Annotated in this window: 24 protein-coding genes and 5 pseudogenes; 10 read left to right on the top strand and 19 right to left on the bottom strand. The window is 70.1% G+C overall.

From position 1 onward, the window contains the following. Positions 1-45: 45 nt before the first annotated feature. The 5 genes and pseudogenes from ACE4Q9_RS33380 to ACE4Q9_RS33360 all read right to left on the bottom strand — a co-directional run bounded on the left by ACE4Q9_RS33380 (position 46) and on the right by ACE4Q9_RS33360 (position 6,405). On the bottom strand, positions 46-549 hold the full coding sequence (locus ACE4Q9_RS33380; protein ID WP_397988230.1) for a MarR family winged helix-turn-helix transcriptional regulator: 504 nt from the start codon (positions 547-549) through the stop codon (positions 46-48). Between the two features lie 395 nt (positions 550-944). Continuing rightward, positions 945-1,396 (bottom strand): annotated as a pseudogene (locus ACE4Q9_RS33375) (relaxase domain-containing protein); the annotation flags it as partial. A 133-nt stretch (positions 1,397-1,529) separates the two neighbouring features. Further along, on the bottom strand, positions 1,530-2,984 hold the full coding sequence (locus ACE4Q9_RS33370) for an ISL3 family transposase (protein ID WP_397988307.1): 1,455 nt from the start codon (positions 2,982-2,984) through the stop codon (positions 1,530-1,532). A gap of 248 nt (positions 2,985-3,232) precedes the next feature. After that, positions 3,233-5,689 carry an FtsX-like permease family protein gene (locus tag ACE4Q9_RS33365; protein WP_397988229.1) on the bottom strand — a complete coding sequence of 819 codons (2,457 nt, stop codon included), beginning with the start codon at positions 5,687-5,689 and terminating at the stop codon, positions 3,233-3,235. Next, positions 5,683-6,405, bottom strand: coding sequence for an ABC transporter ATP-binding protein (locus tag ACE4Q9_RS33360; protein WP_397988228.1), 723 nt, complete (start codon positions 6,403-6,405; stop codon positions 5,683-5,685). The genes ACE4Q9_RS33365 and ACE4Q9_RS33360 overlap by 7 nt, the downstream gene beginning before the upstream one ends. A 482-nt stretch (positions 6,406-6,887) precedes the next feature. Here ACE4Q9_RS33360 and ACE4Q9_RS33355 point away from each other — a divergent pair, with 482 nt between their 5' ends. After that, positions 6,888-7,901 (top strand): zinc-binding alcohol dehydrogenase family protein, encoded by a 1,014-nt coding sequence (locus ACE4Q9_RS33355; protein ID WP_397988226.1) that lies wholly within the window; start codon positions 6,888-6,890, stop codon positions 7,899-7,901. 1,560 nt (positions 7,902-9,461) lie between these two features. Here ACE4Q9_RS33355 and ACE4Q9_RS33350 read toward each other — a convergent pair. Beyond that, positions 9,462-9,673 (bottom strand): annotated as a pseudogene (locus tag ACE4Q9_RS33350) (transposase); the annotation flags it as partial. A gap of 101 nt (positions 9,674-9,774) precedes the next feature. Here ACE4Q9_RS33350 and ACE4Q9_RS33345 point away from each other — a divergent pair. Further along, positions 9,775-9,945 (top strand): hypothetical protein, encoded by a 171-nt coding sequence (locus ACE4Q9_RS33345; RefSeq protein WP_397988225.1) that lies wholly within the window; start codon positions 9,775-9,777, stop codon positions 9,943-9,945. Positions 9,946-10,779: 834 nt separating this feature from the next. Here the strand turns inward: ACE4Q9_RS33345 and ACE4Q9_RS33340 are convergent. Next, on the bottom strand, positions 10,780-11,037 hold the full coding sequence (locus ACE4Q9_RS33340; protein ID WP_397988224.1) for a hypothetical protein: 258 nt from the start codon (positions 11,035-11,037) through the stop codon (positions 10,780-10,782). Beyond that, a complete protein-coding gene (locus ACE4Q9_RS33335; protein ID WP_397988223.1) occupies positions 11,027-11,263 on the bottom strand; it encodes a hypothetical protein in 237 nt (78 codons plus the stop codon). The genes ACE4Q9_RS33340 and ACE4Q9_RS33335 overlap by 11 nt, the downstream gene beginning before the upstream one ends. A gap of 135 nt (positions 11,264-11,398) precedes the next feature. Between ACE4Q9_RS33335 and ACE4Q9_RS33330 the strand changes: the two genes are divergently transcribed. Beyond that, the gene (locus ACE4Q9_RS33330) at positions 11,399-11,800 is read left to right on the top strand and encodes a hypothetical protein (protein WP_397988222.1); all 402 of its coding nucleotides are present in this window, start codon (positions 11,399-11,401) and stop codon (positions 11,798-11,800) included. 585 nt (positions 11,801-12,385) lie between these two features. Here ACE4Q9_RS33330 and ACE4Q9_RS33325 read toward each other — a convergent pair. Beyond that, a complete protein-coding gene (locus tag ACE4Q9_RS33325) occupies positions 12,386-13,117 on the bottom strand; it encodes a hypothetical protein (RefSeq protein WP_397988221.1) in 732 nt (243 codons plus the stop codon). A 9-nt stretch (positions 13,118-13,126) separates the two neighbouring features. On the opposite strand from ACE4Q9_RS33325, the gene ACE4Q9_RS33320 reads away from it, so the two are divergent. Beyond that, on the top strand, positions 13,127-13,357 hold the full coding sequence (locus ACE4Q9_RS33320; protein ID WP_397988220.1) for a hypothetical protein: 231 nt from the start codon (positions 13,127-13,129) through the stop codon (positions 13,355-13,357). A 309-nt stretch (positions 13,358-13,666) separates the two neighbouring features. Here ACE4Q9_RS33320 and ACE4Q9_RS33315 read toward each other — a convergent pair whose 3' ends face one another. From ACE4Q9_RS33315 to ACE4Q9_RS33305, 3 genes are all read right to left on the bottom strand, one after another. Then, positions 13,667-14,149, bottom strand: a complete 483-nt coding sequence (locus ACE4Q9_RS33315; protein ID WP_397988219.1) for a hypothetical protein — start codon at positions 14,147-14,149, stop codon at positions 13,667-13,669. A gap of 215 nt (positions 14,150-14,364) precedes the next feature. After that, on the bottom strand, positions 14,365-14,547 hold the full coding sequence (locus tag ACE4Q9_RS33310; RefSeq protein ID WP_397988218.1) for a hypothetical protein: 183 nt from the start codon (positions 14,545-14,547) through the stop codon (positions 14,365-14,367). A 99-nt stretch (positions 14,548-14,646) separates the two neighbouring features. After that, a complete protein-coding gene (locus ACE4Q9_RS33305; RefSeq protein WP_397988309.1) occupies positions 14,647-14,871 on the bottom strand; it encodes a hypothetical protein in 225 nt (74 codons plus the stop codon). Between ACE4Q9_RS33305 and ACE4Q9_RS33300 the strand changes: the two are divergent. The 4 genes and pseudogenes from ACE4Q9_RS33300 to ACE4Q9_RS33285 form a co-directional block, all read left to right on the top strand. Then, positions 14,800-15,143 (top strand): annotated as a pseudogene (locus tag ACE4Q9_RS33300) (zeta toxin family protein); the annotation flags it as partial. The gene ACE4Q9_RS33305 and the pseudogene ACE4Q9_RS33300 sit on opposite strands and share 72 nt — an antisense overlap. A 52-nt stretch (positions 15,144-15,195) precedes the next feature. Further along, positions 15,196-15,858 carry a zeta toxin family protein gene (locus ACE4Q9_RS33295; RefSeq protein WP_397988217.1) on the top strand — a complete coding sequence of 221 codons (663 nt, stop codon included), beginning with the start codon at positions 15,196-15,198 and terminating at the stop codon, positions 15,856-15,858. 40 nt (positions 15,859-15,898) lie between these two features. Next, a pseudogene (locus tag ACE4Q9_RS33290) lies at positions 15,899-16,108 on the top strand (zeta toxin family protein); the annotation flags it as partial. Positions 16,109-16,383: 275 nt separating this feature from the next. Continuing rightward, positions 16,384-17,133 carry a transposase family protein gene (locus ACE4Q9_RS33285; protein ID WP_397988216.1) on the top strand — a complete coding sequence of 250 codons (750 nt, stop codon included), beginning with the start codon at positions 16,384-16,386 and terminating at the stop codon, positions 17,131-17,133. Between the two features lie 189 nt (positions 17,134-17,322). Here ACE4Q9_RS33285 and ACE4Q9_RS33280 read toward each other — a convergent pair whose 3' ends face one another. Continuing rightward, positions 17,323-17,949 carry a hypothetical protein gene (locus ACE4Q9_RS33280; RefSeq protein WP_397988215.1) on the bottom strand — a complete coding sequence of 209 codons (627 nt, stop codon included), beginning with the start codon at positions 17,947-17,949 and terminating at the stop codon, positions 17,323-17,325. Positions 17,950-18,092: 143 nt separating this feature from the next. Here ACE4Q9_RS33280 and ACE4Q9_RS33275 point away from each other — a divergent pair. Continuing rightward, positions 18,093-19,336 (top strand): IS3 family transposase gene (locus ACE4Q9_RS33275; RefSeq protein ID WP_397988214.1). Its coding sequence is split into 2 segments (ribosomal slippage): positions 18,093-18,375 and positions 18,375-19,336, totalling 1,245 coding nucleotides; the frame shifts between segments, so codons are not numbered across the junction. A 437-nt stretch (positions 19,337-19,773) separates the two neighbouring features. Here ACE4Q9_RS33275 and ACE4Q9_RS33270 read toward each other — a convergent pair. Further along, on the bottom strand, positions 19,774-21,024 hold the full coding sequence (locus tag ACE4Q9_RS33270; RefSeq protein WP_397988288.1) for an IS701 family transposase: 1,251 nt from the start codon (positions 21,022-21,024) through the stop codon (positions 19,774-19,776). Between the two features lie 204 nt (positions 21,025-21,228). Between ACE4Q9_RS33270 and ACE4Q9_RS33265 the strand changes: the two are divergent. Next, positions 21,229-22,064 (top strand): annotated as a pseudogene (locus tag ACE4Q9_RS33265) (IS5 family transposase). Between the two features lie 258 nt (positions 22,065-22,322). On the opposite strand, the gene ACE4Q9_RS33260 reads toward ACE4Q9_RS33265, so the two are convergent. From ACE4Q9_RS33260 to ACE4Q9_RS33240, 5 genes are all read right to left on the bottom strand, one after another. After that, positions 22,323-23,342: an NADPH:quinone reductase gene (locus ACE4Q9_RS33260; protein ID WP_397988213.1), complete on the bottom strand. Its 1,020-nt coding sequence runs from the start codon at positions 23,340-23,342 to the stop codon at positions 22,323-22,325. Between the two features lie 107 nt (positions 23,343-23,449). After that, complete coding sequence (locus ACE4Q9_RS33255; protein ID WP_397988212.1) at positions 23,450-24,343, bottom strand: aldo/keto reductase; 894 nt, start codon at positions 24,341-24,343, stop codon at positions 23,450-23,452. Then, entirely contained in the window at positions 24,340-24,897 is a 558-nt protein-coding gene (locus ACE4Q9_RS33250) for a TetR/AcrR family transcriptional regulator (RefSeq protein WP_397988211.1), read from the bottom strand. The genes ACE4Q9_RS33255 and ACE4Q9_RS33250 overlap by 4 nt, the downstream gene beginning before the upstream one ends. Before the next feature lie 293 nt (positions 24,898-25,190). Next, complete coding sequence (locus ACE4Q9_RS33245; RefSeq protein ID WP_397988210.1) at positions 25,191-25,457, bottom strand: Tn3 family transposase; 267 nt, start codon at positions 25,455-25,457, stop codon at positions 25,191-25,193. Between the two features lie 212 nt (positions 25,458-25,669). Beyond that, the gene (locus ACE4Q9_RS33240; protein WP_397988209.1) at positions 25,670-25,951 is read right to left on the bottom strand and encodes a hypothetical protein; all 282 of its coding nucleotides are present in this window, start codon (positions 25,949-25,951) and stop codon (positions 25,670-25,672) included. Between the last annotated feature and the right edge of the window lie 131 nt (positions 25,952-26,082).

The following is a 26,082-nucleotide window of genomic DNA, read 5'->3' as shown; positions in this document are numbered from 1 at the left end:
TCCGCAGGCTTCGCCCTACGGCGCGCATACCCGGTACCGCCCGGGTCATGCCAGACCGCCCCGGAACTCCTCCGCCGCCCCCCGTATCGCCTTCAACTGCCCGTCCGCGGCGTCCAGCAGGGCCCGCAGCCCTTCGACCAACCCCGCCCGGGCCGCCGCCGGTACGTCCGCCACGACCTTCTCCATCGCCAGGCGCCGCTGGCCAAGGACCCGGTCCACCAGCGTAGATCCGTGATCGGTCAGGGTGAGCACCACTTCTCTCCGGCTCTCCGGGTTCGTCCGCCGATCCGCGAGCCCGGCCTCCTCCAGCCGCGCCACGGCCCGCAACGCCGTGGAGGCGTTCACCCCCAACACCTCGGCGAGGCTGGCCAGTTTGACGGGACCGCACTCCCGCAAAGCCACCAACGTCCGCAACTGCGGCAACGACAACGAGTCGTCCACCTCCGCCAACGCGCGCACGGACATCCCGATCACCAGCCGCGCCGCGGCCATCACCACCGACACGGCGTCCTCGTAGCCGCTCTCACGTCCCCCGCCCGCTCGCGCCATCCGATGCCCCTTCACTTCCGCAATCCACCTCATCCGCCTGGCCTGCCCATGCTCACACGCGCCACTGACAACACCGGCGCGGCGGGCGAGCGTCAGCTCAGTCGGCCAAGCCGGGACCGGGCGGAACGCGAACAGCCATTGGGGATCGACCAGGAACGGCACGTCCTCGGCGACGACCCAGCTCTCCCGGAGGACGCCGCGCCTGAATCTGATGCGCCCGGCGGCCACCGGGCTTGTCGCCGCTCGGCACAGACCTGCCGCAACATGAAATCCCCCTGTGTATGCATCTCGGAAAGTAAACGGTGAGTGATCGCGTGTGGTCAACAGGTGTGACGCTGATCACACAGACGGGTCATAGGTTGCGCAACTCAATCCAGCCATCGAGTTCTTGACCTCACAGCCGGTCGACGTCGACCGCCGGCCGTACCCGCGGCCGCCGCCCACGCTCGTTCCGCAAGCCGGTAGATGGTGCAGCCCCCGAACGCCCGGATCGCCGAGGAACGCCACCGCTGGCGCAGTTCGCTCAGCGACAGCAGCTCCGTGCGCTTCGGTGAGCGCGTCTGGTCGGCGGCCTGGCAGGCCAGCGCGTAGGAGGCCCGCTTCCCCGGCACGTGCCCGTGCTTCTCCTCGTACTGGCCGTCAGGACGGGCAGCGCGTCCTCGATCTGCTGACGGCGGGTCGACTGCCAGCCGATCAGCCGCTGGTAGATCCCCGCGATCTCCGTCACGGGCCGGCGGCCCGGGGCGACTTCGCGCGGCTCCCACGCCCACCCGAGCCGCGCCGTCACCTCCTCCATGAACAGGAGGGCGTCGGCGGCGACTATGTGACGACATCCGACTTCAGCCGACTCCAACGTCATCGCATCCCCGGGACTGTCAAACGAGCGGCTCTGTTCCGTAGTCGGTGGTAGCTGTAAGTGAGGGTGGCTATTGGAGCAGGATGCGGTGGCGGAGGAGGGGGAAGCCGGCACGGCCGTGCATCTACCTCATGATCTTCTTGGTGCGGGTGTTGACGCCTTCCGTGCGGCCGTTGTGGTAGGGCAGGGTGAGGCCGGCGTCGACGGCGGCCCGGTCGAGTTCCAGGCCGTTGGTGAAGGAGTGCAGGTGGGGCAGGGCGACGGCACGGACCTGGGCGATCCACTTGGTGAGTTTGGTGTCGTTGCCCTCGGCCGGGGCCAGGAGCTGGGCGAACTCGGCTACAAGTTTGGTCAGTTCGTTCAGTTCGGGGCAGGAGGAGGTCAGCTCCCGCAGGAAGGCGGTGTCCTTGTCGCGGAGGTTCTCGGGGCGTGACAGGAGGAGCCGGGAGAACCGTTGCGGGGTGGTGACCGGCCGTTCGCCCTCGATGCAGCCCTGGGTGACGTACTTGTAGAGGAGGTTGAGGCTGCCGGTGTAGCCCTGCTCCTGGATCTCGCGGAAGAGCTGCTGGACCGGGACGGCCGGGTCGGCGGCACGCCGGGCGCGGAGATGGGGGCGGTAGGGGTCGACGAGTGTGGGTTTGTAGCGTGGTGCGGTCTTCTGCCCGGTGGGCTCCTTCATGCGCGCGTAGCGCTTGACGGTGTTGAGGGCGAGGTCGAGGCGGCGGGCGCATTCGAGCAGGCCGACGCCCTTGTCGAGCAGGGCGTGGACCTGCTGCCATCGCTCGCGGGTGGTCTGCTCGCGCGCCCCGCCGGGCAGGGCCGGATTGACGGCGGCCGACCAGCACGCCGCATGCGAGCGGACCTCGGCGTGGGCTTTGTCGCAGAGGTTCTTCCACAGGTGCCAGCGGTCGCTGACCTGCACGGCTTCGGGGAGGGCCTGGCGGATGGCCTCGCCGTAGGAGCCCGAACCGTCACGGCAGACGTACTCGGCGCCGGGGTGGTTCCGCAACCACGCGGCCACGGTCTCCAGAGTCCGGTCGGGCAGGACGTCGATGCGTTCGCCGGTCTCGGCGTCGATGACCACAGTCGCGTAGCGGTGGCGGCGCTTGAGCGCGAAGTCGTCGATCCCGATGACACGGGGGAGGCGTACCGCCGGCACCGGCAGGGCCCTCAGCGTGCGCAGCGCGGACGAACGGGAGACGGGGATCGCCAGGAAACGAGAGATGCGGGCGCCCGCACGGCCCGCTAACTCCCTGACCACAGCGCCGAGTTTGGCAGTTAAGCGGTTTGTGCGGCGCTGATGGCGCTCCACAACCCCGGGCACCTGCTCGCGGAACGTCTGCCGCGGACAGTCCAGCACCGGACACACCAGACGCCGCAGCCGGACCGAGACCCTGACCCGCCGCCCGTCCACCGGGACATCCGCGAGCGTGCGGGTGTGGAAACCGTGGACCTTCCCCGTCGGCGTCCCGCAGGCCGGGCACGGCATCGGGCCGCCCCGCGTCCGCGCGGACACCAGGATCACCTCACCCTCGTCCGCAACGTCCTCTACCACCAGCGCGGACAATCCCGAAAACACGGTCCCCACAAGGTAGTTGACATCAAGCACAGTCCGATCATGACATGCTGTCACTCACAGCTACCACCGACTACGGGCCAGAGCCGCTCGTTTGACAGACCCTCCGTACCGTGCTGGGGCCTTCCGCTCGTACGCCGACACCAGCACCCGGATAGGGCGGTTTCGGCAGGGACGCTGGGCAGCCGCTGGCGGCAGTGCCTGACGAGAGGCGGGAGCCAACCAGCGGCCCGCGTGGTCCCGGCCGTGTCCTATTCGCGGATGCCGGCGGCTTCGATCGCCCGTCGGCGGGTCGCCCGTCCGGTCGCCCCGGACGCGGTGACGACGGTGACGACGGCGCAGAGCGCGACGGTCCCCAGGGCTTGTGCCCATGGGAACACCGTCGGCGCGCCGGTCACGAGTTTGCTCAGCGAGACGTGCTGGGTGATCGCGGCGAGTCCGGTCGCCACGGCGGCGAGCACGGTGCCGACGACGACCGCCACGGCAGCCTCGGCGGCGGCGACCTTCACGATCTGACTGCGCACCGTGCCGGCCAGTCCGAGCAGGGCGAACTCCCGCCGTCGTCCGGCCATCGCCATGATCAGTGTGTTGGCGACCGCGATCAGCGCGTAGGCCAGTGCGATACCCAGGATGACCACCGCGGCGTTGTTCGTCTGCTCGGCGGCGTGCGCCCGCTGGGCCTCCAGGTAGGCGTCGTAGGTCAGGACGTGCGCCCCGGAGCCGGCCAGTGCCTGGTTCACCGCGGCCGTCTGCCGCTCGTCGAGCGGCCGGCCCGGGCCCGCCGTCGAGTCGAGATAGACCTGGCTCGGCATCACCGCACCGGTCAGTGACGCGGACACATAGGTGTCCTCGCCGCGCAGACCGCGCGCGACCACCGCCGCGATGACGGTATGGACCTTCTCGCCGGTCGGCAGCAACGCGACCACGTGGTCCCCGGCCGACAGGCTGTCGGACTGGGCCGCGTGCTCGTCGATGACCAGGAAGTCGTCCGGCGGCGAGGCGAGGGACCCGGAGAGCACGGGCGGCGTGATGGTGCCCCCCAGCGCCGCTGCGGGCACCGCGTTGGTGGTGAGCGAGTCGATCTGCTCGCCTCGGGCGGTGCCGATCCGGACGTTCATCGAGGTGACCGGGGTGACCCGGACGCCGGGCACAGCCGTCAGCCGCTGCAGTGTGCGGGCGTCGATCCCGGAACCGCCGGGCACGACGACATCCGCCGCCTTGACCTCCTGCCGCTGGCGGACGAGGACCGCGGCGTCACCGGACTTCTGCATGGTCAGCAGAGCGCCGACCAGCCCGACGGCCACCACGATCGGCGCCACCGTGGCGGCCGTACGCCGCCGGGAGGTGAGGATGTTCTCGTGCACCAGCAGCGGACCGGCCTTGGCTGAGCGGCGCAGCGGACCGATCAGCAGCCGGGTGACCGGACGCAACATGATCGGCGCCAGCAGGGTGACCGCGCCGACGTAGAGGACCGGCACCGCCTCGTACTTGCGGGCAGTGGCCGCCAAATACGGCTCGGTCCGAGAGATCGCAACCCCGGCGACGATTGCGCCGATCAGCATCCCGGTCCCGAGCAGCCAGCGGACTGGCGTCATTCCGCGACGCTCCACCACGCTCTCGCGCAGCACCTCGATCGGCCGGATCAGTGAGATCCGGACGAGAGTGGCGGCCAAACCGGCCAGCGCCGCGACCACGCCGATGACGAAGGAGATCAGCAGCGGCAGCGGGTTGAAGGGGATGGTGAACCAGGACGGGGCGACGCCGTGGTCGAGCATCCAGGAGCGCAGCGGCACGGTGCACAGCGGGGCGAGGACGCAGCCGGCGACCGCCGCCGCAAGGCCGACCAGCATCGCCTCGCCGAGGACCATGCGCCGCACCTGCCGCGGCGCGGCACCCACCAGCCGCAGCAGAGCCAGTTCGCGGCGGCGCTGCTCGGTGGCGAAGGCGAAGGTCGCGATGACGACGAACACGGCGACGAACACCGCCAGTCCGGTCGTACTGCCCGCCATCGCCTGGGCGTTGGCCAGCGCCTGGGCGCCGCCGGTGGAATCGGGGTCGACCTGGTTCAGATCGTGGCCGCTGAGGACCACGGCCCGGCCGCCCACGAGGGCGGTCAGCTGCTTCGCGTCCTTGTCGGTGACCAGTGCGTTGACGCCGGGCGACAGGCGCTGCGCCTCGGCACCGCTGAAGAAGACCGCGTTCTCGAACCAGAGCGCGTCGGTGACGCCCACCACCCGGTAGCGGCCGGTGCCGTCGGAGGTGACGGCCTCGGCTTCACCCCCGATGAGCGACTTGGCGCCCCCGGCAACGACGATCTCGTCCGGGCCCTGCGGCGCGCGCCCGGCCACCAGGTGGTAACCCGCGAAACCGGCCGAGGCCCAGGAGTGGCCGGTCGACTCCCCGGAGCCGGGGCTCAGCCGTACCGGGAAGCTGCGGTCGGCCGTGGCCTTCCCGGCCTCGGTCACCTTGGTCACGACGTCGGCGGGCAGCACCGCGGGGGCCTTCATCGGATGCCCCTCGAAGCCCTGCGGCGCGATGACGGTCGAGGCTTCCTTGAACCGTTGCGGCCCCGGATGCGGCGTGCCGAAGGTGGCCGCCAGGGTCAGCGTCATCATGCCGATCATCGTCGTGCCGAGGGCGAGGGCGAGGAAGGCACCCACGAAGCCCACCAGACGGTGCCGGAGGGTGGCTGCGGCGATGCTCAGCACGGCGTCGTCTCGCTCTCGCCCGGTTCCAGCGCGGCCATCCGCAGGGCCACGGACTCGGCCGTCGGCTCGAACAGTTCACCGGTCACCCTGCCGTCGGCGAGGAAGACCACCCGCTGGGAGTAGGAGGCGGCCACCGGGTCGTGCGTGACCATGATCACCGTCTGTCCGTGCTGCTCGACGACACCCCGCAGCAGCGCCAGGACCTCACGCGCGGTACGCGAGTCCAGCGCACCGGTCGGCTCGTCCGCGAAGATCACCTTCGGTCTGGTCACCAGCGCCCGCGCGATCGCCACGCGCTGCTGCTGGCCACCCGACAGTTCGGCCGGCCGGTGCTCGCCCCGCTCGGCGAGACCGACTTCGGCCAGCCCCTTGTCGATCGACGCGGGATCGATGGAGCGCCCCGCCAACCGCAGTGGCAGCTCGACGTTCTGACGAGCCGTCAGTGCGGGAATCAGATTGAAGGACTGGAAGACGAAGCCCATGTGCTCGCGGCGCAACTCGGTCAGCGCCCGCTCGGAGAGCCGGTGCAACGGTGCGCCGTCCAGCAGGACCTCGCCCGCGTCGACCCGGTCCAGGCCCGCCGCGCACTGCAGCAGCGTCGACTTGCCCGAGCCGGAAGGCCCCATGATGGCGGTGAAGGTGCCCGCCGCGAACTCGACGTCCACCCCGTCGAGCGCCCGCACCCGGTTGTCGCCACGGCCGTACGCCTTGCGCACCTCGGTCAGGCGGACAATATGGCCAAACCTGTCCGCACCGGCAAGGTCCGGGCCTGAAGCCTGTGTCGGTAGATCCTTGTTCCGGAACACGAGCTCGCCTTTCCCCGGGGAGATCGAGCGGGGGTATCGGTCACCCGCAGCACCGACGGTAGGGCCGCTCTCAACACCCACGCCTCCGGGCTTCCCCTGATCTCGACCCTGAGGAACCCCTGACCCTAGAGGCGGAGGCCGTGTGGCGCAGAAACCATCAGCTCGCCACCGACGGCCGGGTGCTGTTCGCTCTCATGAACGTCCCAGGTAGACGCCACCCTGCTGCCGCTGCCCGAGTTGCCCGGACACCACCTGATCCTGCACAACCCCCGTCCGGGCATCGACACCAAAGAGCGACTGGAGCAGCTCATGGGTGCGCGCAGCATGGTGGTGCCACACCCAGGATGAGCCGACACTGCCGGGCATCGTGACAACCCGGCAGGATCATTGCCATGAACAGCAACAACGCGCAGATGAGGGCAGTGACCATCCCCAAGTTCGGCGAGGTCGAGGTGCTCCGCGTCGAGCAGATGCCCATACCCGAGCCGGGCCCCGGTCAGGTCGCCATCGACGTGGCCTATGCGGGCGCCAACTTCGCCGAGGTTCTCTACCGGCGCGGCGTGGTGGACGTGCCGCTGCCCTTCGTGCCGGGCATCGAGGTCTCCGGCCGCATTCGAGCACTCGGCGCGGGCGTCACGGACCTGAGAGTCGGCCAGCCTGTGGCCGCACTGACGATCGTCAACAGCGGCGGCTACGCCGAGGTGGTGGTCACCTCCGCAGACCTGGTCGCCCCGCTGGACGGACTCGACATCGGACTCGACGTCGCCGCAGCGCTCCCCTCCAACAGCACCACCGCCTTCCTCGTCTTGGACCGCGTGGCGCGCATCGAGGCCGGAGACCGCGTCCTGGTCCATGCCGCCGCGGGCGGCGTGGGAAGCCAGCTCGGCCAGACGGCCCGCCTGCTGGGCGCCGGCCGCGTGGTCGGAACGGTCGGCAGCGAAGCAAAGATCGAGACCGCCAAGGGCTTCGGCTACGACGAGGTGATCCTGCGCGACCAGATCGCCGAGGCAGGTGAGTTCGACATCGCCGTCGACATGGTCGGCGGCCCCTCCCGCACCGCCAGTCTGGATCGGCTGGCCCCCATGGGACGCCTGGTAGTGATGGGCAACGCCTCGGGCGCCGACGACGTCGGCATCCTGGCCAATCACCTGTGGTTCACCAACAAGACCGTCTCCGGGTTCAACCTCGCCGCCTTTTCCGCCGCCTTTCCCCATGACGCCGGACGTGCCCTGCGCCGCGCCGTACAGGCCGCAGCGCAGGGAACCCTGGGAGTACAGGTGGAGGCCCTGCCGCTGGAACAGGCCGCAGAGGCACACCGCCGCATCGAATCCGGGCAGACCACCGGCAAGCTGGTCCTCACCGTCGCGACGACCTCACGCGGAGCCAGCCACCCCGTAGGCCCGTAATAATCATTGGCCCTTGCACGACGTGGCGACGGCTCGACTGGATGCGGTCGCCGAAGATGCCATGTTGAGCTGCCCAACCGAACTGCCGACGGTGCAGATCAACCTTTCACCTCGCTGGTCACGACCGCCTGGCGATGCAACTCCCAACGGGACCAGACCATCACCGCCAGGCGCGGCAGGAGGTCGGCGGCCGAGCAACACGAGGCGCTGCACCCGGCCGCCAGCAGCCGTCGGCGATCGCAGCCTGGCGGGAGCGGAGCGCGTCTTGCACCCCATTGGTAGGTAGTACAGGTAGTACCTATCTGCGGGTTGAGTTCCCTTCCCTCTGAGAGCAGAGCTCGGGACCGGAGCAGCGAGAGGCAGCAGCCGAAAGGAAAGAGCGTGGCGCCCGCCGTGAGCCGCTGCCGAGGGGGCAGGGCGCTTCACTGCCGCTCGAAGCGCTGTGCGCCGCTGTGAGCGACTTTCGGGGCCCTGCTCTCGTCGGTCCCGAGCGGCGCGGCCGGACGCTGACGGTGTTCCAGCGGGGTCATGCACCCCAGGGGACGCGTGCGAGAACGAGTCCGCGGACGTCCGCGGCGCCGATTGCCCGGAGCGGCGCAGGCGTTCGGCGGTTAGATCGAGGGCTTCCACATCCGTGCGGGATTCCCGCAGGGCCCGCAGCGCCGTCAGGTCCAGCGCCTCGCGGCGGCCGGGCCCTTGCTCCTGGTCGTCGTGCTCGGGGTCGGCCGGCTCGGGCGCGACCAGCTGCTCGGGCATCGCCGCCTGCTGGTGCGTCACTACGTCGTCATACGCCCGGCCCCGCACGGCGGTGACGGTGGTGCGTAGCTTCTCGCGCACCACCGCGGCGGCGAGGACGGCGCGCTCGTACGGGAGCGGTATGCGGGGGATCTCCCACTCCCCCGCGTCCTGGCCCGGGGGCCAAGGCGCGGCCGGCTCGCCGGAATCGGCCGGGGGTTGCCGCGTCGGGTCGGGCGCCAGGGCGGGTGGGCGGCGGCGGGCGGGGAGGGCGGACAGGGACCACCGGGCGGTGTAGAGGCGGTAGCCGGCCTCCAGGCCGCGCACGGTCTTCGGCTCGCTGATGTCCAGGCAGTGGGTGGAGATGGCGGCGGCCACGATCCGGTCGTCCAGGCCGGGGCCGCGGCGGCGGCCGCGCAGGACGAGGGCGAGGTGGCGGCGGGCTTCAGCAAGTAGGTGCCGGCGGTGGAAGTGGCCGCCGTCGTTCATCACGAACACCGTCGCGGTGACGTCGACGGCCGCCAGCGCTATGCCGACCACGGCGGCGACCCGGGCCCGGATCGCCGCAGCTGCGGCGCGGGCGTGCTCGAGGAGGGAGGTGATGACGTCGACGTGCACACCGGAGGTGAGGATCGCGCTCGCCTTCCACCACGCGCGCAGCTGCGCGAGCGGCCGGGACGACTGCTTCGGCGGGCGGGTCTTGCGGGCTGCCATCTGGTTGAGCTTGGCGCGGGCCCGCTCGGAGACCACGGGCAGGAACCGCGGCTCGCCGTCGTCGGATCGAGGTGACCCCTGCGACCGGGGGCCATGTCGATGCCGAGGTTGGGTGGCTGCGTGGTCGACGAGGTGCCGGCAGTAGCCGCCGTCGGCCCACACCTTCCGGTTGCCGGGGTGTTCGGCGGCGACTTGGCCCAGGGGCCGGGTGCCGACGGCGGCGGCCTGCACGCTCGCCGACATGACCAGCACGGCCAGCAGCAGCCCGGCGGTGTCGGTGACGATGCTCCGCTTCCGCGACGATCTTCTTCCCGGCGTCGACTGCAGCCGTAGGTGTAGTCGACGCCGACCCGAGGCGCGGGGAACACTGTCCCGTCCTGGGTGGCCAGCCTCTGAAGGACCGGGTTGGCGAGGTCTTCGACGCTTGCGTGGTCGACGTGGAAGCACCCGGCCGGCCACCGGCACCGTCCAACTGGCCACCCCAGAGGTCATCGGCCGCGTCCAGGGCCCCGACCTGCACCTGGGCCAGCCCCTGCGGATCCGGCTGGTGCAGGCCGCCTCCGACAGGGCGAAGCCTCTGGTCAGGCCCGTGTGAGGGAGCAACACGGGTAGGCGATATGCGGCCGAGTTCAAGCGAAATGCGGTCGCGTTGTCGTCGGGCGGCAGGTCCACGCTCGGCGTACGACGTGGCAAGCGCGCCGCCCGGCTGCCGAGTTCGGCGAGGGGATGGACGTCCGGACCGCGTGGGTGACGGTCCGACCGGCTCGTCACCCGGATGAGCCGACTACGTCATGGGCCACCGGGACGACGACCGTCGGGCCGCGGCCTGAGCAAAGCAGAGCGGCCCGTCCCCGCAGAGGCGTACATCGTTCCTCTGGGCGGAAAACGGTGCCGTTCTGCACGGCCTCGCGCAGGTGCGCGCCGACGGGGCCGTGCACCCACGACCGGGGTGGCAGGGGTCGCCGTCCGTCAGCACGCCGCAGGCGGCGGCTCGTACGGCGCACTGGCGAGCGCCATGGACGTCAAGCGGGCCACCGCGCAGTGCTGAAGAGGACCGGAGCGAGATGGAGCGGTGGGCCACCGGCACGGACCGACCGGATGCAGCGCGGCCACCAACCCCACGTGGCGGGGCCTCCCGCGAAGCGGGCGTTCTTCGCCGGCCCTGGTGTGGGGACCGGCGAAGAACCCGAGAGGCTGTGTCCTCAGCCCCTCACCGCGCTGAGTGCCCGCAAGCGCCCACCCACACGTGTTTCCGAGCAAGTTCACGGAACCACCGCATCCTGCTACCCGAACAGCAGCCGCGTGGCGCCTGGGATCGGCATTCGAATGTCATCGCTCCGGCAGTCCGAATCACCGGCAGCAGCACCTCGTGCGGCAAACACAGCAGTGCCCCGGACCCGACCAGGTCCGGGGCACTGCTACATGCTGATCAGGCTTCGACGTACGCCACGATCGTGATCAGCCGAAGGGCCGTGACGTAGTAGATGACGCGGACCCCGTCAACGTCGTCGACGTAGTCGCGCAGCAGGGTGTCGGGCACCGGGGTGCCCAGCTCTGGGTTGACGCTGATCGCGACGATCGCGCGGTCCAGGCGGTGCGTCTCGGCCGCCGTCAGCTTCGCCAGCTGGCTCAGCGCGGGCTCCACCATGACGACCTGGGAGCGGCGCGGCCCGTGCTCAGGCGACACGGGGCTGCTCGTCCGCGAGGCGGGAGAGGTGGGCGTCGCGGGCTTCCTCCCACAGCACGCCGGACTCCGCGGCCGGGTAGCCGTTCTCCGCGATGTCCTCAAGGACTGAGGCGAGGACGTCGACCCGGGCGCGTTGGTCGGCTGCGTAGGCGCGGACGGACGCGGCGGCGTTCTCATCGAGGGGCTGGCGGTCGGGGGTGGGCGCGGGGGCCGGCTGCTGGCTCATCCGGGGCTCCTGGACGGGGTGCTGGCGTGTGTCCTCACGGTAGCGCCGAGGCGGGGTCCTCCGGGACGGTACGGACGAACCCGGCGGTGGGCGGCGGGGGAGGTCCCTGGAGGCATGCGCACCTAGGACGTTCGGGTGGGCGAGACCTACCGCTGCGAGGTGCCGTTCGTGCTGCCGTGGCGGCGGTACCGGCCGGAGACGCTGGGCGACTCCTGGTGGCCGCTGAGCTGGCTGCGGGGCACGTACTTCCCGCTGTCCGTGGTCGACGTGGACACCAGCGCCCGGACCGCGCACGGCCTGGTAATGGTCGAGGGCAGTACCCGCGTCACGGTGATGCTCACCGAGGACCAGGCGCGGGAGGCCGGCCTCCCGCCCGGGGACGGCTACCAGGTCTCCGGAATGCTCCTGGACGCCGAGGGAGAGCCCGTCGGGCTCTCCCGGATCAGCTCGCTCACCGTGCCGCTGCGCTGGCTGCACCCAGTGGACACGCGCGTCTCCCCCAGCCACCACGACGCCTCGGCCCGGCAGATCCCCTGACCCGTCGTCGGCGTGCCGGTGGGGCGCGGCCCGCCGGTCGGTTACCGGTAACCCGTAACCGCCTCGCCCCCGGCGGCTGCTCGGCTCCGAGCGGGAGCGCCAGGACCCGGCGGAACCGGGCCGGTGCTGGCCGCAGAGGTCTCCCAGGGAAGTAGTCGCCGCGCACCAGACCCCTTGACCACATGCTCTGACGTGCAGGTTTTCCCGTCCGGCCGTCAGCGGCGAGGCGCCTCGTGAAGCGCCTCGTACGGGGCCCTCTCTCGCCCGCCGCCGGATGCCGGCCCACGCCCGGTCCGCACCGTCCATTCCCACATCGGGGAACGGACGGTGGCCGCTGCACTGGGCGCGGGCAGGCTCTGCCGCTCCGTCCAGGCGCGCCCGGCCCCTGTCCCGTCTCACTGAAGCTTGACCGTTCTCACTGAACTTTGACCGACTCCGCCACCAGTCGCGCGCGTGCGGGCGGTCAAACTCCGTCGAGACGCTGGCCAAGGTTCATCGAGACGGGAGGCTTCGCGAACTCGGCACGCTGGGCCTGCGCCCGTCCTCGCTGGGGCGGCTTCCTCACGGTGCCCTTCGTAGGGAGGCTCAACCGCTGGCCAGCTTGTCGGCCGGTGTTTCGTCCGTCGGGGTCCCTCGGTTGCGTGGTCCTCGGGAGGTGAGGGCTTCGGCGAGTGGGCCGGCGATGCTGCTCGCTGCCAGGAGATAGCCGGCCGTCAGGATCGCGACGCACACCTTGAGGTCCAGTCTGCCGGGTGCGCCCGGGCGCCTGCCGAACTGAGGGTCAGCTTTGTGCAGAGGGTCGACGGTGACCCGCACGGCGCTGCCGAGTTTCGGGTCGTAGCCGCTGACGGTGGTCGTCATGCCGTCGGCGAGACGCACCGTTGCCACGACATCGATAGGCCTGCCGGTGGTGTCGTCGCCGGTGAACGTCTCGTACTTGGTGACCACGCCTGCTTCCGTCACCCCGCGGTCGTGCAGGATCTGCTGGTCGACATCCCCCCTGCCGGAGATGAGGGCCCCCAACCAGCCCAGGAGGACGACGACGATTCCGGCCCAACCGACCAATGCGTTCCGTTTGCCGAGCCGGCCGGCCCAGCGGTGATTGACGTAAAAAAGCAGCAGAATGGACCCACCGAAGGCCAGTAGTTGCGCCGCGGCGGTGAACCAGAGGACCAGAGTGTGGTGCCCCTCGCGCTGCTCGTCCAGCACGAACCGCAGCAACAGCAGCGAGATCCCCAACGGCACTGCTGCCAGCACCGCGCACACCACCGTCCACAGCGCCGCCCGCGCCGCTCGCCGCATCAAGGTGTCCCCCATCACGCCAGGGTGACCGGCCCTCCGGCCCCTCCGCAAGATGCTCCATTTCCACCTCGTCACCCAGGGCACACCGCCCTGCCCACCGAACTCGCCTGCCTCACCCCGAACGCCGGCGCCGACCAGCTGGTGTTCGCGGCACAGCTCGCCACCGTCGACACCGAAGCGGCCGGCAGCCTCGCCGGGCTCCTCGCCCGCTGCCCCGTCTCGCTGAACCTTGGCCAGCGTCTCGACGGAGTTTGACCGCCCGCACGCGACTGGTGGCGGAGTCAAGCTTCAGTGAGACGGGACAGCCCCCGCACGGAGCGTGATCGCCCCTGGAGGGGCTGTCACGCTGCCGCGCCTGTCACGCGAATCGGCCTAGAGAGGGGTTCCGGGCCAATTCCGGCCCGAATGTCCGAAGTGAGCATATTTTGTTTGTGTGTTGTCACGCGCCATCCCGGCGACGTGACGGGCGACGCAAAAGGGCGCGTGACACGCAGACTATGACGTTCGGTGAACGTCACGGGGCGCGTCTGGAACCTGGGTTGCCGCCCGCACCGGCGGGCCGGGTCAGTCCAGGTCGGTGCTGGCGAGGGTGACCGCGAGCGCGATGTGGGGCACTGCCTGGAGGCAGAGTTCCGCGGCTGCGCTCGGGTCGGACGCGGTGCGCACCTCCTGCAACGTCAGGAGGCCGGTCAGCACGGCGGAGTCGACCGCGTCGTCCAGGAGCTCGTCCTCGGTGAACTCGCCGCTGGCCACCAGCTCCTGCACCAGGGCGAGGGCCTCCTGCGGATCGTGCCGCCAGCAAGCGGCGACGTCCTCACCGGCGCTCGCCAGCCCCATGGCCGCGGCCATCCCGGGCGGACCGGGCGGGCCGTCCGGCTCGAAGACCTCCCCGGCCGCCGCCAGTGCGCAGCGCGCGGCGAAGGTTAACCCGGCCGCCGCTCGCTCCCGCGCCACGGCGGCCGGCCACCGGGCGTCGTCCTCGGCGCGGGCCATGTCCAGCAGCGGGGCGGCGCTGAGACTGACCTGGAGGCACGGCAGAAGGTTCACCTCCACGCCCTCCTGGTCGGGTGGTGCGGCGGCGATCGGCCGGTAGACCGCGCTCGCCGCTTCGGCGCAGAACGCCGATCAGCTGAGTCAGGGCGGCGATCAGCCGCGCGTTGCGGCGCCGGCGGGCGGGAAGGTCCAGACGGTCCGGTGTCGTGGTCACCCCGGCGCTATGCCGTGCCCAGGACGGTCGTCGCCCTGGAGACGGGTGCCGGCGATCAGTTCGAGAGCGGCGGCCAGACATGCGGGCCGGTGCACTGCCCGCAGGCGGCACAGCCGGCGCACTCCAGGCAGAGCTCCTCGCTCGGTTCCTGCTTGACGAGGAGCGCCGTGGCGAGGTCGCGGACGGCCGGGATGTCCAGGGTCAGCAGCGTAAGTACGCGCTCCAGCGTGCTGATCACGTTCGTGAAGGCGCGCGAGCTCTCCCCGTACGTAGTCGGTGACGAGACGGGAGAGCTCCTGGGTATCTCCGTCTCCGTCGCGGGCGCGACGCAGCACGGTCAGCACGCTCCAGAGCGCTTCGAGCTCGTGCCCTGCACGACCAGCAGGAGCACGCTCGTGCCGTCCTGAGCCGGCTCGTCGCTGATCCGGGCGTAGATGTCGTGGTGTTTGTCGGTGGCCAGCCGGGGGCTGGGAAGACCAACGTCGCCGACGTGGTCCAGGCGGCGCTCGGGCGGCGCGGTGGCTCCGTACGAATTGGCCGCGACCTCTACAAGGCCGCCCACCGCCACTACGCCGCGGCATTGGCCGCCGACGTCCGGACCGCCGGCGCGAAGGTCCGTGCGGACACCATCGCGTGGCAGGCAGCCGTCGAGGAGTCCGCGACCACGGCCTGGACGCGGTCGTCGAATCCGCCCTCGCTGACCCGGACGACTTCCGTGCGTCGTCGGCGGCGTACCGCGGCTCCCGGTACCGGATCGAGGTCGTCGCGCTCGCGACTCCGGAGGCATGGAGCCAGCTGGGCATCCTCGATCGCTTCCTCACCGAGGCCTCCGACGGGATGGGCGGGCGGTTCGTGTCCTGGGCGAACCACGACGTCTGCGAGGAACATGCTGGCGACGCTCGCGGTCATCGAGGAGGAGCAGCTCGCCGACCGCATCACCGTGGTGATGCGCGACGGCACGGTGCTGTACGACAACGAGCTCGTCGACGGCGCGTGGCGGCGCCGGCCCGGCGCCGACAAGGCGGTCGCCCGGGGCCGTTCACGCGCGTGGACGGCCCGGGAGACGGCCCTGTTCCATCGAGAGATAGTCCGCGCCGAGGTGCGCGTGATCCGCGAGGTGCCGGGCGAGGGCGAGCGTCTGGCCGTCGCACGGGACGCGCGGCGGGCCGCGGCGCTCGCCGAGCCGGTCCGGCGCATCGCCCAGCCCCGACGGCGCGCGCCGGGCGTCGACTACCACCGGCTCTCCGCCAGCGAACACCGGTGGATCTTCGACGAGTTGATTGCCCCGTCCTACCTGAACGGCATCGTCACCCGGGACGAGCCGCGCGCCGTCTACGTCCTGGGGCAGCCCGGAGCAGGCAAGCTGCTGGCCGCCCGGACGGTGCGCCGCGCGATGCGGCCCGGAACGACGCGGCTGGTCGGCGACGACTTCAAGGCCCAACACCCCGACTACTTCCAGCTGCTGCGCGACGACCCCCGCAGCGCCGGCGCGGCGATCCGCGCGGACTACCGGGCCTGGTTCGCCTGGGCCGAGCAAGTACGTCCGTGACCGGCGCGGCGACGTCCTGATCGAGGCCGCTCCCGGCAGCGTGAAGGAGTTCCTCGCCAGCGCGCTGCCCTTCGCGACCGGCGGCTACGCTGTCGAACTCGTCGTGCTGGCCGTGCGGGAAACCGACAGCCGGCTCGCAACCGCACTGCGCTACGCCCGTGCCCTGCAGCGCGGCGGCACCGCCCGTTTCACCAGCCGCTCCGGACACGACACCTGCTTCCGCGCGCTCGCCGACGTCGTCGCCGTCGCCGAGCAGCACCCGCAGACCGCGTCCATCACGGTGATCCGCCGGGACGGCCAAGCCCTGCTGCGCCACGAGAGCGGCGGCGCCGGACGGGCTTCATGGGCCCTGGCCGCAGAACGGCTCCGCCCCTACACCGAACAGGAGGCCGAGTCATTGAGCGCTTTCAAGGTGGCCACTGATCGGGTGACGGCGGTGACGCGAACCGGGGTGCGCAACGGACAGGGCTCCCGTGCCGTTGAGAGAGATGTTCGACGTCTCAACTCAGCGACACAGGAGCCCTGTTGGTTCCGTATCCTGCCGCACTCGACCTGCCCCACGCCCTGGTCGAGTGGGTCACGATGCTCATCGTCACCCGTGAGGGTGACCGGCGCTGCAAACTCCCGCCGCACCGCCGTGCGCTGGTCGCACTCGTGTACCTGCGCCGCCACGACACCCTCACGAGGATCGCCGCGGCATTCGATATATCCGTCGGCACCACCCATGCCTACGTCGCCGCGGTCACCGGTCTGCTCGCCGAGCAGGCGCCGGGCCTGCTGAAGACACTCCGCGCGCACGACCCGGACTTCGTGCTCCTGGACGGCACGCTCGCAGAGTGCGACCCCGTCGGCGACGGCAAGGCCGACTACTCCTCGAAACACAAGCGGCACGGGGTGAACCTGCAGGTCGTCACGGACCCGGCCGGCGAGATTCTGTGGCTGTCGCCGGCCCTGCCGGGTCGGACCCACGATCTGACGGCCGCCCGCACCCACAAGATCCTCCGGATCTGCGCGCGCCAGGGCGTTCCGATCCTCGCCGACATGGCCTACATCGGCGCGGGCGACTGGGTCACCACAGCCAAACGCCGCCCGCCAGGCGGTGAACTCACCCTCACCGAGCGGACCGTGAACCGGGCCCTGTCCGCGGCCCGGGCACCCGTCGAACGAGGCATGGCACGGCTGAAGTCCTGGCAGATCTTCCGCAGATCCCGCGTCAGCCCCAGCCGCATGAGCGTCATCACCAAAGCCGTCCTCACCCTGGAGAAGCAACGCTGAAAACGCTCATTCCTCCGCCTCCACCAAGGCCTGCGCCGGGCGCTCCCGCGGCACCGCCGGGAGCTGGACGAGATCGCCGCGCTCGCCCGGCCGCTGATGCCCGCACGGGTGCAGCCGGCTTGCCTCGGCAGGCCGCACCCTCCCGTCTGGCCCCTGCCCGTGCCGAGCAGGGCCGCGGGCTACGTCTCCTCAGCTGACTGCCTTCACAGGTGCGTCTGTGCCGTCGTAGACCTGCCCGTTCACCGCGTCCACTCGCCACATGTCCGTATCGCTCGGCTGTTGCGGTTCGGTTCCCGGCTGCGTCCGCATCGACACGTTCACGAGCCACTCCGGCCGCCACGTACCGTTCCGCTCGTTAGCCTTCAGAGTGAACGCCTTAACCTGGTACTTCGCCTCCACCTGGTGTTCATCCAGGCCCCCTCCCCGGTTGGCTTTGTACTGTGCGATCAGTCCCTCGCGCACGGCTCGTTCGGCCTGGCCGGCGTCCAGCTTCGCCTTACCGAGCTTCACGTGCTTCGGGCCGAGCGTCACATCCACCTGTGAGACGCGCCCTGTCCTGTCGACCTGGACATCCAGCATTCTGGGCATCAGCACGTCGTCCTGTAGCCAGCGCCAACTGGTGATCCATCCGAGCTCGGCCTTCCCGCCCACGGCATCTGTACGGTGGGAGGTCGCATCCTCGGCCCAGGGGTAGCGATTGTTCATGTACGTGCGCGCGATCCGGTACGCCTCCTGCTTCCCGGACGGCGCCTTCGCTCCAGCCACCGGATAGCCCATGACGTTGGAACGGTCGCTGTCTTCCAGGAGCACGTTCAATTGCCTTTTGTCCGGCCACGACAGGCTGCCGTTACTGAAGGCCTCCGGATGAGCCTTGTCCCGGCTCAGCAAAGTGAATTCGACGTTGGTACATGAACCGCTCCGAGTCTGATGGAGGCTCGATTCCCTGAGAGGATCGAGTCATGGCACGTCCGTCCCCCTACCCTGCTGAGCTTCGTGAGCGTGCGGTGCGCATGGTCGCGGAGGTCTGCCCGAATTACCCGACCGAGTGGGCCGCGATGAAGGCGGTCGCCGCGAAGCTCGGGATCGGTGCCGCTGAGACGGTGCGGACCTGGGTCCGCAAAGCCGAGGTCGATGCCGGCCAGCGTCCAGGCGTGACTTCGGACGAGGCTGCAGAGATCAAGCGCCTGAAGGCGGAGAACGCCGAACTGCGGCGGGCGAACGAGATCCTCAAGGCGGCTTCGGCTTTCTTCGCGGCCGAGCTCGACCGGCCGTCGAAGCGCTCGTGGCGTTCATCGACGAGTTCAAGAAGGTGTTCGGAGTCGAGCCGATCTGCCGAGTCCTGACCAGCCACGGACTGAAGATCGCGACGAGCACCTACTACGCGGCGAAGAACCGCACACCCAGCGACCGATCGGTCCGCGATGCCGAGCTGAAGACGCAGATCAGCCGCGTCCACACGGACAACTTCAGCGTCTACGGGGTCAGGAAAGTCTGGCGACAACTGCATCGCGAGGGCATACCGGTGGCCCGCTGCACCGTCGCCCGGCTGATGCGCGACCTGGGCCTGGAGGGCGCCCGGCGAGGGAGGAAGATCCGCACCACCGTCCGGGACGACGGCCGTGATCGGGCAGCTGACCTGCTGCAACGCGACTTCACGGCGTCCCGGCCGAACGAAAGATGGGTCGCGGGCTTCACCTATGTCGCCACCTGGTCCGGGATCGTCTACGTCGCGTTCGTCGTGGACGTGTTCTCCCGGGCGATCGTGGGCTGGTCCGCTGCCACCAGCAAGCGGGCCAAGCTCGTCCTCGACGCCCTCGACATGGCCCTGTGGCGCCGCGACCGCGCCGGAACTCCCGCTGGACCGGGGCTCGTTCATCATTCGGATGCCGGCGGCCAATACACGTCGTTCGCGTTCACGGCGCACCTGATCGAGGCGGGTATCGATGCCTCGATCGGCACCGTCGGCGACGCCCTGGACAACGCGCTCATGGAATCCCAGATCGGCCTCTACAAGACCGAGCTGATCAAGCCCCGCAGGCCCTGGCACGGCCTCGCCGACGTCGAACTCGGCACCGCGGAATGGGTCGACTGGTTCAACAACCAGCGCCTCCACACCGCGATCGGAGACATCCCGCCCCACGAGCACGAGACCAACCACTACGCTCAACACCAGCCCCAACCGGCGGCTGGAGTCAGCGCATAGAGCCTCCACCGATCCCGGAGCGGTTCATTGTGCGAGTCTGCGATTCCGGGTGCGCTGAAGCGTCCGCGGTACTCGACCTGAAGAGTCACCTGGGTGTTGTACGTCTCCTTGTGGCCGTCATGCACGCGGCCGGTCAGGATGCCGTTGGAGCGCGGCGAGCTGGTCGGGCTGATCTAGGCCCGCCCGCTCAAGGTGGGCCAGGACGCGATCGCCGGGACCGCCGACCTCGCGAACATCGCCGCTGCGGCCGGTGCGGGCTAGTACTCCAGCAGGATTTTGCTGTCTGACCTGGTCTTTCGCCGGGCGGCCGGAGTGTAGCGCGGCTTCGGTGGTGTGGGGGCGGTCTCACGGGGACCGCCCCTCGATCGTGCGACAACGCCGCAGGTAGTGACAGCGGCGGGCGACTGCTTGGCGCTGACGGCGCCAGTTCGACCAGCTCAGCGCATGACGTCGTCCGCGATATCCGCTCCGGTGCGGGGGCTGGGCACGACAAGCTGCCAGGAGTCGCCGAACCTCCGCCACTGTGAGTCCGATGACCCCAGCTGTCCCACCTGTTCCGCCCCCTTTTCCCGGACCTGGTGTGCCGTAGCGGCCAGGAAGGCGTGCGCAAGCATGGCCAGCGTGATGTGCCGATACCAGCCCACGTAGCGGCGAACCTCGTACTGGTCCAGGCCGCACTCGTTCTTCGCGGCCTGGAAGCACTCCTCGATCGCCCAGCGCGTCCCGGCGACTCTCACCAGCTCCTGGACGGTGACCTGAAGGGGTGTGTAGGCGAGGTAGTAGGCGATCTCGTCTGGCTTGCTGATGCTGCGCCGGGCCAGTGCCCACCGCATCCGGTGAGGCACCTGGCCCTGGTAGTCGAACTCGGCGACGGCCGGCAGCCGCACTGCTGCCCAGTGGTAGACGCGTGGCCCCTTCGCGCCGTCGCCGCAGGAGATCTTCTCCCACGCTTCGTTGGGGGCCTGCGCGAACAGGCCCTCGATCCGTGAACAGCCCACGCTGAACTGCGACTTGGGGACAGCCATTACATAGCCAACACCTGACTGCTCCAGCAGCCGGCGAAAGCGGTTGTCCTGGCCGTAGGCGGAGTCCGCGGTGACCCAGGCGATGGGCAACGGCGAGGCGAGGGCCCGCAGCACGATGTGCCGGGCCAGTTCGCCTTTGGTGGCGAACTCCCGCTCGCCGGGGACCCTTGCGGTGCGACAGCGTTCCCGGTCCTCGGTCCATGACTTCGGGAGATACAACTCACGGTCGACCAGAGCCCGGCCGCGGACAGAGGCGTAGGCGGCGAAGACGCCGATCTGGCAGTTCTCCGTCCGGCCGGCGGTTCCGGAGTACTGGCGCTGGACCCCGGCTGAGGTGGTGCCCTTCTTGACGAACCCGGTGTCGTCGATGATCAGTACGCCGTCGTTCTCGCCGAGCTTGTCGGCGACGTATTCCTGCAGGTCGTCGCGGATGTCATCGGACTCCCACTTCGATCCGGCTAGGAGGTGCTGCAACCCGTCAGGCGTGCGGTGGCCGGCCTGTTCGGCCAGCTGCCAGCTGTTCTTGCGGGCCACCGGGGCGAGCAGCCCGCGCACGTAGTCACGCATGCGGCGGCGGAGCTCGACTCGGCCGAAGCGGTGCCCGATGCTCAGGAAGAGATCGTCCAGTTCGAGGTCCCACTGCTCGGCGGCATACTCGGTGATCACCCTCGGAGGCTGCCCCGCCGCTGTCACTACCTGCGGCGTTGTCGCACGATCGAGGGGCGGTCCCCGTGAGACCGCCCCCACACCACCGAAGCCGCGCTACACTCCGGCCGCCCGGCGAAAGACCAGGTCAGACAGCAAAATCCTGCTGGAGTACTAGGCGGTGTCTTCAAATGATCTTGAGTGGTGGATCATGGTCAGGTGATACGTCGCCATGAACTGTCCGATGCAGAATGGGAGTTCGTCCGGCCGTTGCTGCCCGTGACATTGCGTGGGCGCAAGCGGCTGGATGACCGCAGAGTCCTCAACGGGATCGTGTGGAAGTTCCGTACTGGCACGGCCTGGCGGGATGTGCCCGAGCGGTACGGGCCGTGGGCCACGCTGCACACCCGTTTTCGCCGGTGGGCGGCGGACGGCACGTTCGAGCGGATGCTCCGCGCCGCCCAGGCGAAGGCGGACGCCGCCGGCGACATCGACTGGCTGGTGTCGGTCGACTCCACGATCGTCCGCGCTCACCAGCATGCCGCCGGGGCCCGAAAAAGGGGCTCCGCAGCCCGGCCCTCGGACGCTCCCGAGGCGGCCTGACCAGCAAGATTCACCTGGCCTGCGACGGTGTGGGCCGCCCGCTGGCTTTCATCGTCACGGGCGGCAACACCAACGACTGCACCCAGTTCACCGCCGTGATGGAGGCGATCCGGGTGCCCCGCACCGGCCCGGGACGACCCCGGGTGCGGCCCTCGCATGTGCTGGGTGACAAGGGCTACAGCTCCAGAGCGATCCGCACCTGGCTGCGGCGGCGCGGGATCAGCCACACCATCCCCGAGCGAGCCGACCAGGTCCGCAACCGGCTGAACCGCGGCAGCCGCGGCGGACGACCCCCGGCCTTCGACCGCGACACCTACAAGCGGCGCAACGTAGTGGAACGGTGCTTCAACAAACTGAAGCAATGGCGCGGCATCGCCACCCGGTACGACAAGACCACCGAGTCCTACCAAGCAGCCGTCACCCTCGCAGCCCTGCTGATGTGGGCTGACATTTGACGACAGAACCTAGGTGGTCCTCGCCTGGGAGATCCACAACGTCGCCACCGCCTGGGGCACCGGCCGCGCCGTCGGTCAACGGGACAGCCAGGCGACGTTGACGAGCACGAACTCCGTCTGGGGTGGCCCTTGAGGAGTATCGGAACGGGGATTAGCGGTAGTGGCTGACGCAGTACCGCGTCACCGACGCCGCCCACCCGGCCGCCCCATGCCGGGTTCCCCGGGGCGGCGGGTGGGCGCGCGGTGGCCGACTGGGCGTCAGGAGGTGACGTCCACCATGACTTTGCCGACCGCGCGGCTCTCGACCGCTCGGTGCGCGTCAGCGGTGCGGTCGAGGGGAAAGCGGATCAGCGGCAGGCCGTGCTTCTCGCCGACCGGCAGCGCGCCGTCGCGCACTGCGGCGGCGACGTCCTGGACGGCCGCGGCGCGTGCCTCCGGACCGGCCGTGTAGAGCACCAGGAACTGGAAGCGTGTGTTCAGCACCATGTTCTGCAGCACGTTCAGTTCGACTGGCTTGCCACCGTCGTTGGCGTAGGTCGAGATCGTGCCGCGGGTTCGCAGCACGGCCAGATCCAGTGCGAGGTTCGCACCCAGGGCCACCTCGGCGACGGTGTCGACGCCGTCCGGGGCGATCTTGCGGATCTCGGCGGCCGGGTCGCCCTCGCGGTAGTTGATCACGTGGTGGGCTCCGGCGGCGGCCGCCAGCCGGGCTTTCTCGGGGCTGCTGATCGTGCTGATCACGGTGGCGCCAGCCCATCGGGCGAGCTGGATCACCGCGTGCCCGACCGCTCCGGCCCCGCCTGCGGCGAGCACCACCTTCCCGTCGAGTGCCCCGGGCCGCAGCCGACGCGGTCCGTCCTCGGCGACGGTGAGCGCGCGGTGCGCGGTCAGCGCGGGGACTCCGAGTGCGGCGCCGACGTCGAAGCCGGCCTCGTCGGGCAGCGGCACGGCCTGTTCGGCGGGCACGACGGTGAACTCGGCGGCGGTGCCGGTGGGCCGCCCGGCGGTGGCCATGAACAGCCAGACCCGCTGACCGACCCGGCTGTGGTCGACGCCCTCACCGACGGCGTCGATCGTGCCGGCGCCGTCGAGGTGCGGGGTGACCTCGAAGAAGTGCTTGGGGTGGCCCGCGCCGGCGCGCGCCTGCCAGTCGGTCGGGTTGACCCCGGACACGGCGACCCGGACGCGCACCTCGCCGGGGCCGGGCGCGGGCAGGTCACGGTCGACGAACTGCAGAACGTCGGGGGCGCCGTTGTCGCGGTAGATGATGGCCTTCATGATCCGTCCTTGGAGCGGGGTAGAGCGGGGTTATCGGGCGTGGCCTGGCGGTTCGTCAGGGTGTCCGGCGTGTGGTGTGGTCGCGAGCCGGGTCGCGTTGGTTCCGGTCAGCCGATGGGGACGTCGTTGGAGCGGGACTTGATGGCATCGAGGGTGGCGAGGGTCTCGGCGTCGAGGGCGATGTCGCTGACCGCGATGTTGGCCTCCAGGTGGGCGGCATTGGCGGTGCCGGGGATGAGCAGCACGTTCGGGGCGTGGTGCAGCAACCAGGCGAGGCCGACCTGGGAGGGCGTGGCGCCCAGGGACTCGGCCACGGCGTGCACCGCCGGCGCGTCGGTCGCTTTGGGCAGGCCGGGAAAGGCCCCGCCGAGCGGGAAGAACGGCACCCAGGCGATGCCTTCGGCCGCGCACAGCTGCAGCATGTCCTCGTCGTCGCGGGAGACGAGACTGTAGGCGTTCTGCACGCAGACGACGCCGGCGGGCAGGGCACGGCGCAGACCGTCGAGGGTGACGCTGCTCAGGCCGATCGCGCCGATCTTGCCCTCGTCGCGCAGTGCGGTCATCACGGCGAGCTGGTCGTCGAGGTCGACGACCTGGTCCCCCTGAGGACGCAGGCCGGGGCCGGTGTCCAGGCGGCGGAGGTTGACGACCGCGAGCCGGTCGACGCCGAGGCTGCGCAGGTTGTCCTCGACGCTGGCGCGCAGTTGCTCGGGCCGCTGTGCCAGACGCAGCGGCAGGTGCCCGCCGGGGTTGGGGTCGGCCCCCACCTTCGTGACGACCAGGACGTCGTCCTCGGGGCGAAGTGCCTCGCGGATCACGTCGTTGGCGAAACCGAAGCCGTAGAACTCGGCGGTGTCCACGTGGTCGACGCCCAGCTCGACCGCGCGGCGCAGCAGCGCGACGGCCTCGCCGCGGCGGTCGTGCAGCCGCTCGAGCTGCAGTGCGCCGTAGCCGATCCGGAAAACGGTGCGGGCGGCGAACGAAGCGGTCGCGGTGATCACGACGGTGTCTCCTCGGTCGGTGTTCGCAAGGCGGTGTACAGCAGTTCGGCCTGGTAGAGCGCCATGACCCGGTGGGCGATCGGCGTGGCGCGCTCCCGGGCTTGGGGCGGCTCGTGGTGCTCGACCTTGACGAGCCAGGCCGTGACGCAGTCGTGCAGCATCGCGCGCATCCGGTCGGTCGCGTCGACGACGATGTCGCGGATGATTGGGTCGGTGGTCGCTTCACCCCAGGTCTGTATGCCGACCCGGGCCTCGGCGGGGTCGATCGCGGCGATCAGGTGGGAGAGCAGTTCGTCGGGGTCGGGCGGAACGTCCGCTGCGGCGTACTCGCCGATGGTGCCGCCGCGCTTGGCGAGCATCTCGCGGGCGGCGGCCTGCACCAGGTCGGCCTTGTTGCGGTAGTGCGCATAGATCGAGCCGGCCGAGAGGCCGGACTCGGCGATGATGTCGGCGATCGAGGTCCGCTCCAGGCCGTTGCGGCTGAAGCAGCGAACGGCGGCCTCGGCGATCTGAGTACGCCGGAGTTCCTTGCGCGCGTCGGTGAGCCGAGGCACAACACCTCCCACAAAAAGAATCTCTGTTCTGCTTACGGGAGACGCTAGCAGAACAGAGATTCTTTTTGTGGTGGGTGTGTGTCATGCGAGCCGGCCCGGTCAGGACGAGCTGCTCGCCATGGGTTTGCCGGACGGACCGCACCGCCCCGCGCCTGCCCATCGGGGTTGACTCAGGGCAGGCCGCACCTGCGCATCCTGCCCACTGGCTGAGCCCGACTCGCACAGAACGGTCCGGCCCGGAGGCGTAGGTATGGCTCCGGGCCGGACCGCTGTTCGCCGGTACGGGCCCGCGGCTATCCATCCTCGCCGTCGGCCGCCTCGTCGTCGCTGTGCGGGTCGCGTAGCTGCCGCAGGCCCGGCGCCGGCGGCCGGGTGAAGGCGTAGCGGCCCAGGAAGTTGACGTGGTCGTACTGGAGCGGGGAGAGGCGCGTGAGCAGCTCGTCGGTGACCGGGAAGCCGTCGGCGGCCAGTTGCTTGACGGCGGCGTCGATGTAGAGGCTGTTGAACAGCACCACGGCGTTGAGCGCCAGGCCGAGAGCGCCGAGCTTGGTTTTGTTCACGAGAACCGGTTCTGGCTCAACTTCCGTGACCCGTGGAGGCGCTGTCCGCACCGCTGGGCGAAACCGCAGTTCACCACAGTGAGTGGATGCGCTGCTGGGCAGTCCACGGGGCCGTTTCACAGAAGTTGAGCAAGAACCCGAGAACGAGCAGCAGATGTTCATCACTTCGGGAGGCACCAAAGCCCGGCGGTGTTCGGTTCCTCAGAGGCGAGTCATGCTGGACGGATGCTCAAGCCGAAGACCGCCGGCTGACGGCGGGCTACACCCCATCCAGCTGCGATGAACGCGTCCCAGAATGCGCGCTCCACCGCCTCTTGGTGTTGGGCTCGACGGTCGGCCACGCGCACAATGCAGCCCCGGGCGGTATACGAGATCAGCACGTCAGCGGCAGGCACATTGATGTCCAGGTCCCCGACGGCTGCGAGCGCGGCGGTGATGGGTGCTGCGGCGTCGGCGATGCAGCCGGCACTCACGTGGTTCTGGTGTGTGGTCACCCTCGTAACTATGCCGGGCGGCCGCCGACCAGAGGGCGACATGCTCAGTGTTCGATTCTTGGATGCCCTGGGCCGCCTCCCGAAGTGAGGTTCTGGCTCAACTTCTGTGAAACGGCCCCGTGGACTGCCCA

This window comes from Streptomyces sp. AM6-12 (genome assembly GCF_044327085.1).
In the GTDB taxonomy this organism is placed as follows: domain Bacteria; phylum Actinomycetota; class Actinomycetes; order Streptomycetales; family Streptomycetaceae; genus Streptomyces.
This window is presented reverse-complemented; position numbering and strand designations above follow the sequence as displayed.

Excerpts from the sequence above, each read along its gene's own strand:
- ACE4Q9_RS33380 (WP_397988230.1), bottom strand. The coding sequence starts at position 549 with ATGGCGCGAGCGGGCGGGGGACGTGAGAGCGGCTACGAGGACGCCGTG.
- ACE4Q9_RS33355 (WP_397988226.1), top strand. The coding sequence starts at position 6,888 with ATGAACAGCAACAACGCGCAGATGAGGGCAGTGACCATCCCCAAGTTC.
- ACE4Q9_RS33335 (WP_397988223.1), bottom strand. The coding sequence starts at position 11,263 with ATGAGCCAGCAGCCGGCCCCCGCGCCCACCCCCGACCGCCAGCCCCTC.
- ACE4Q9_RS33325 (WP_397988221.1), bottom strand. The coding sequence starts at position 13,117 with ATGGGGGACACCTTGATGCGGCGAGCGGCGCGGGCGGCGCTGTGGACG.
- ACE4Q9_RS33295 (WP_397988217.1), top strand. The coding sequence starts at position 15,196 with ATGCTGGCGACGCTCGCGGTCATCGAGGAGGAGCAGCTCGCCGACCGC.
- ACE4Q9_RS33260 (WP_397988213.1), bottom strand. The coding sequence starts at position 23,342 with ATGAAGGCCATCATCTACCGCGACAACGGCGCCCCCGACGTTCTGCAG.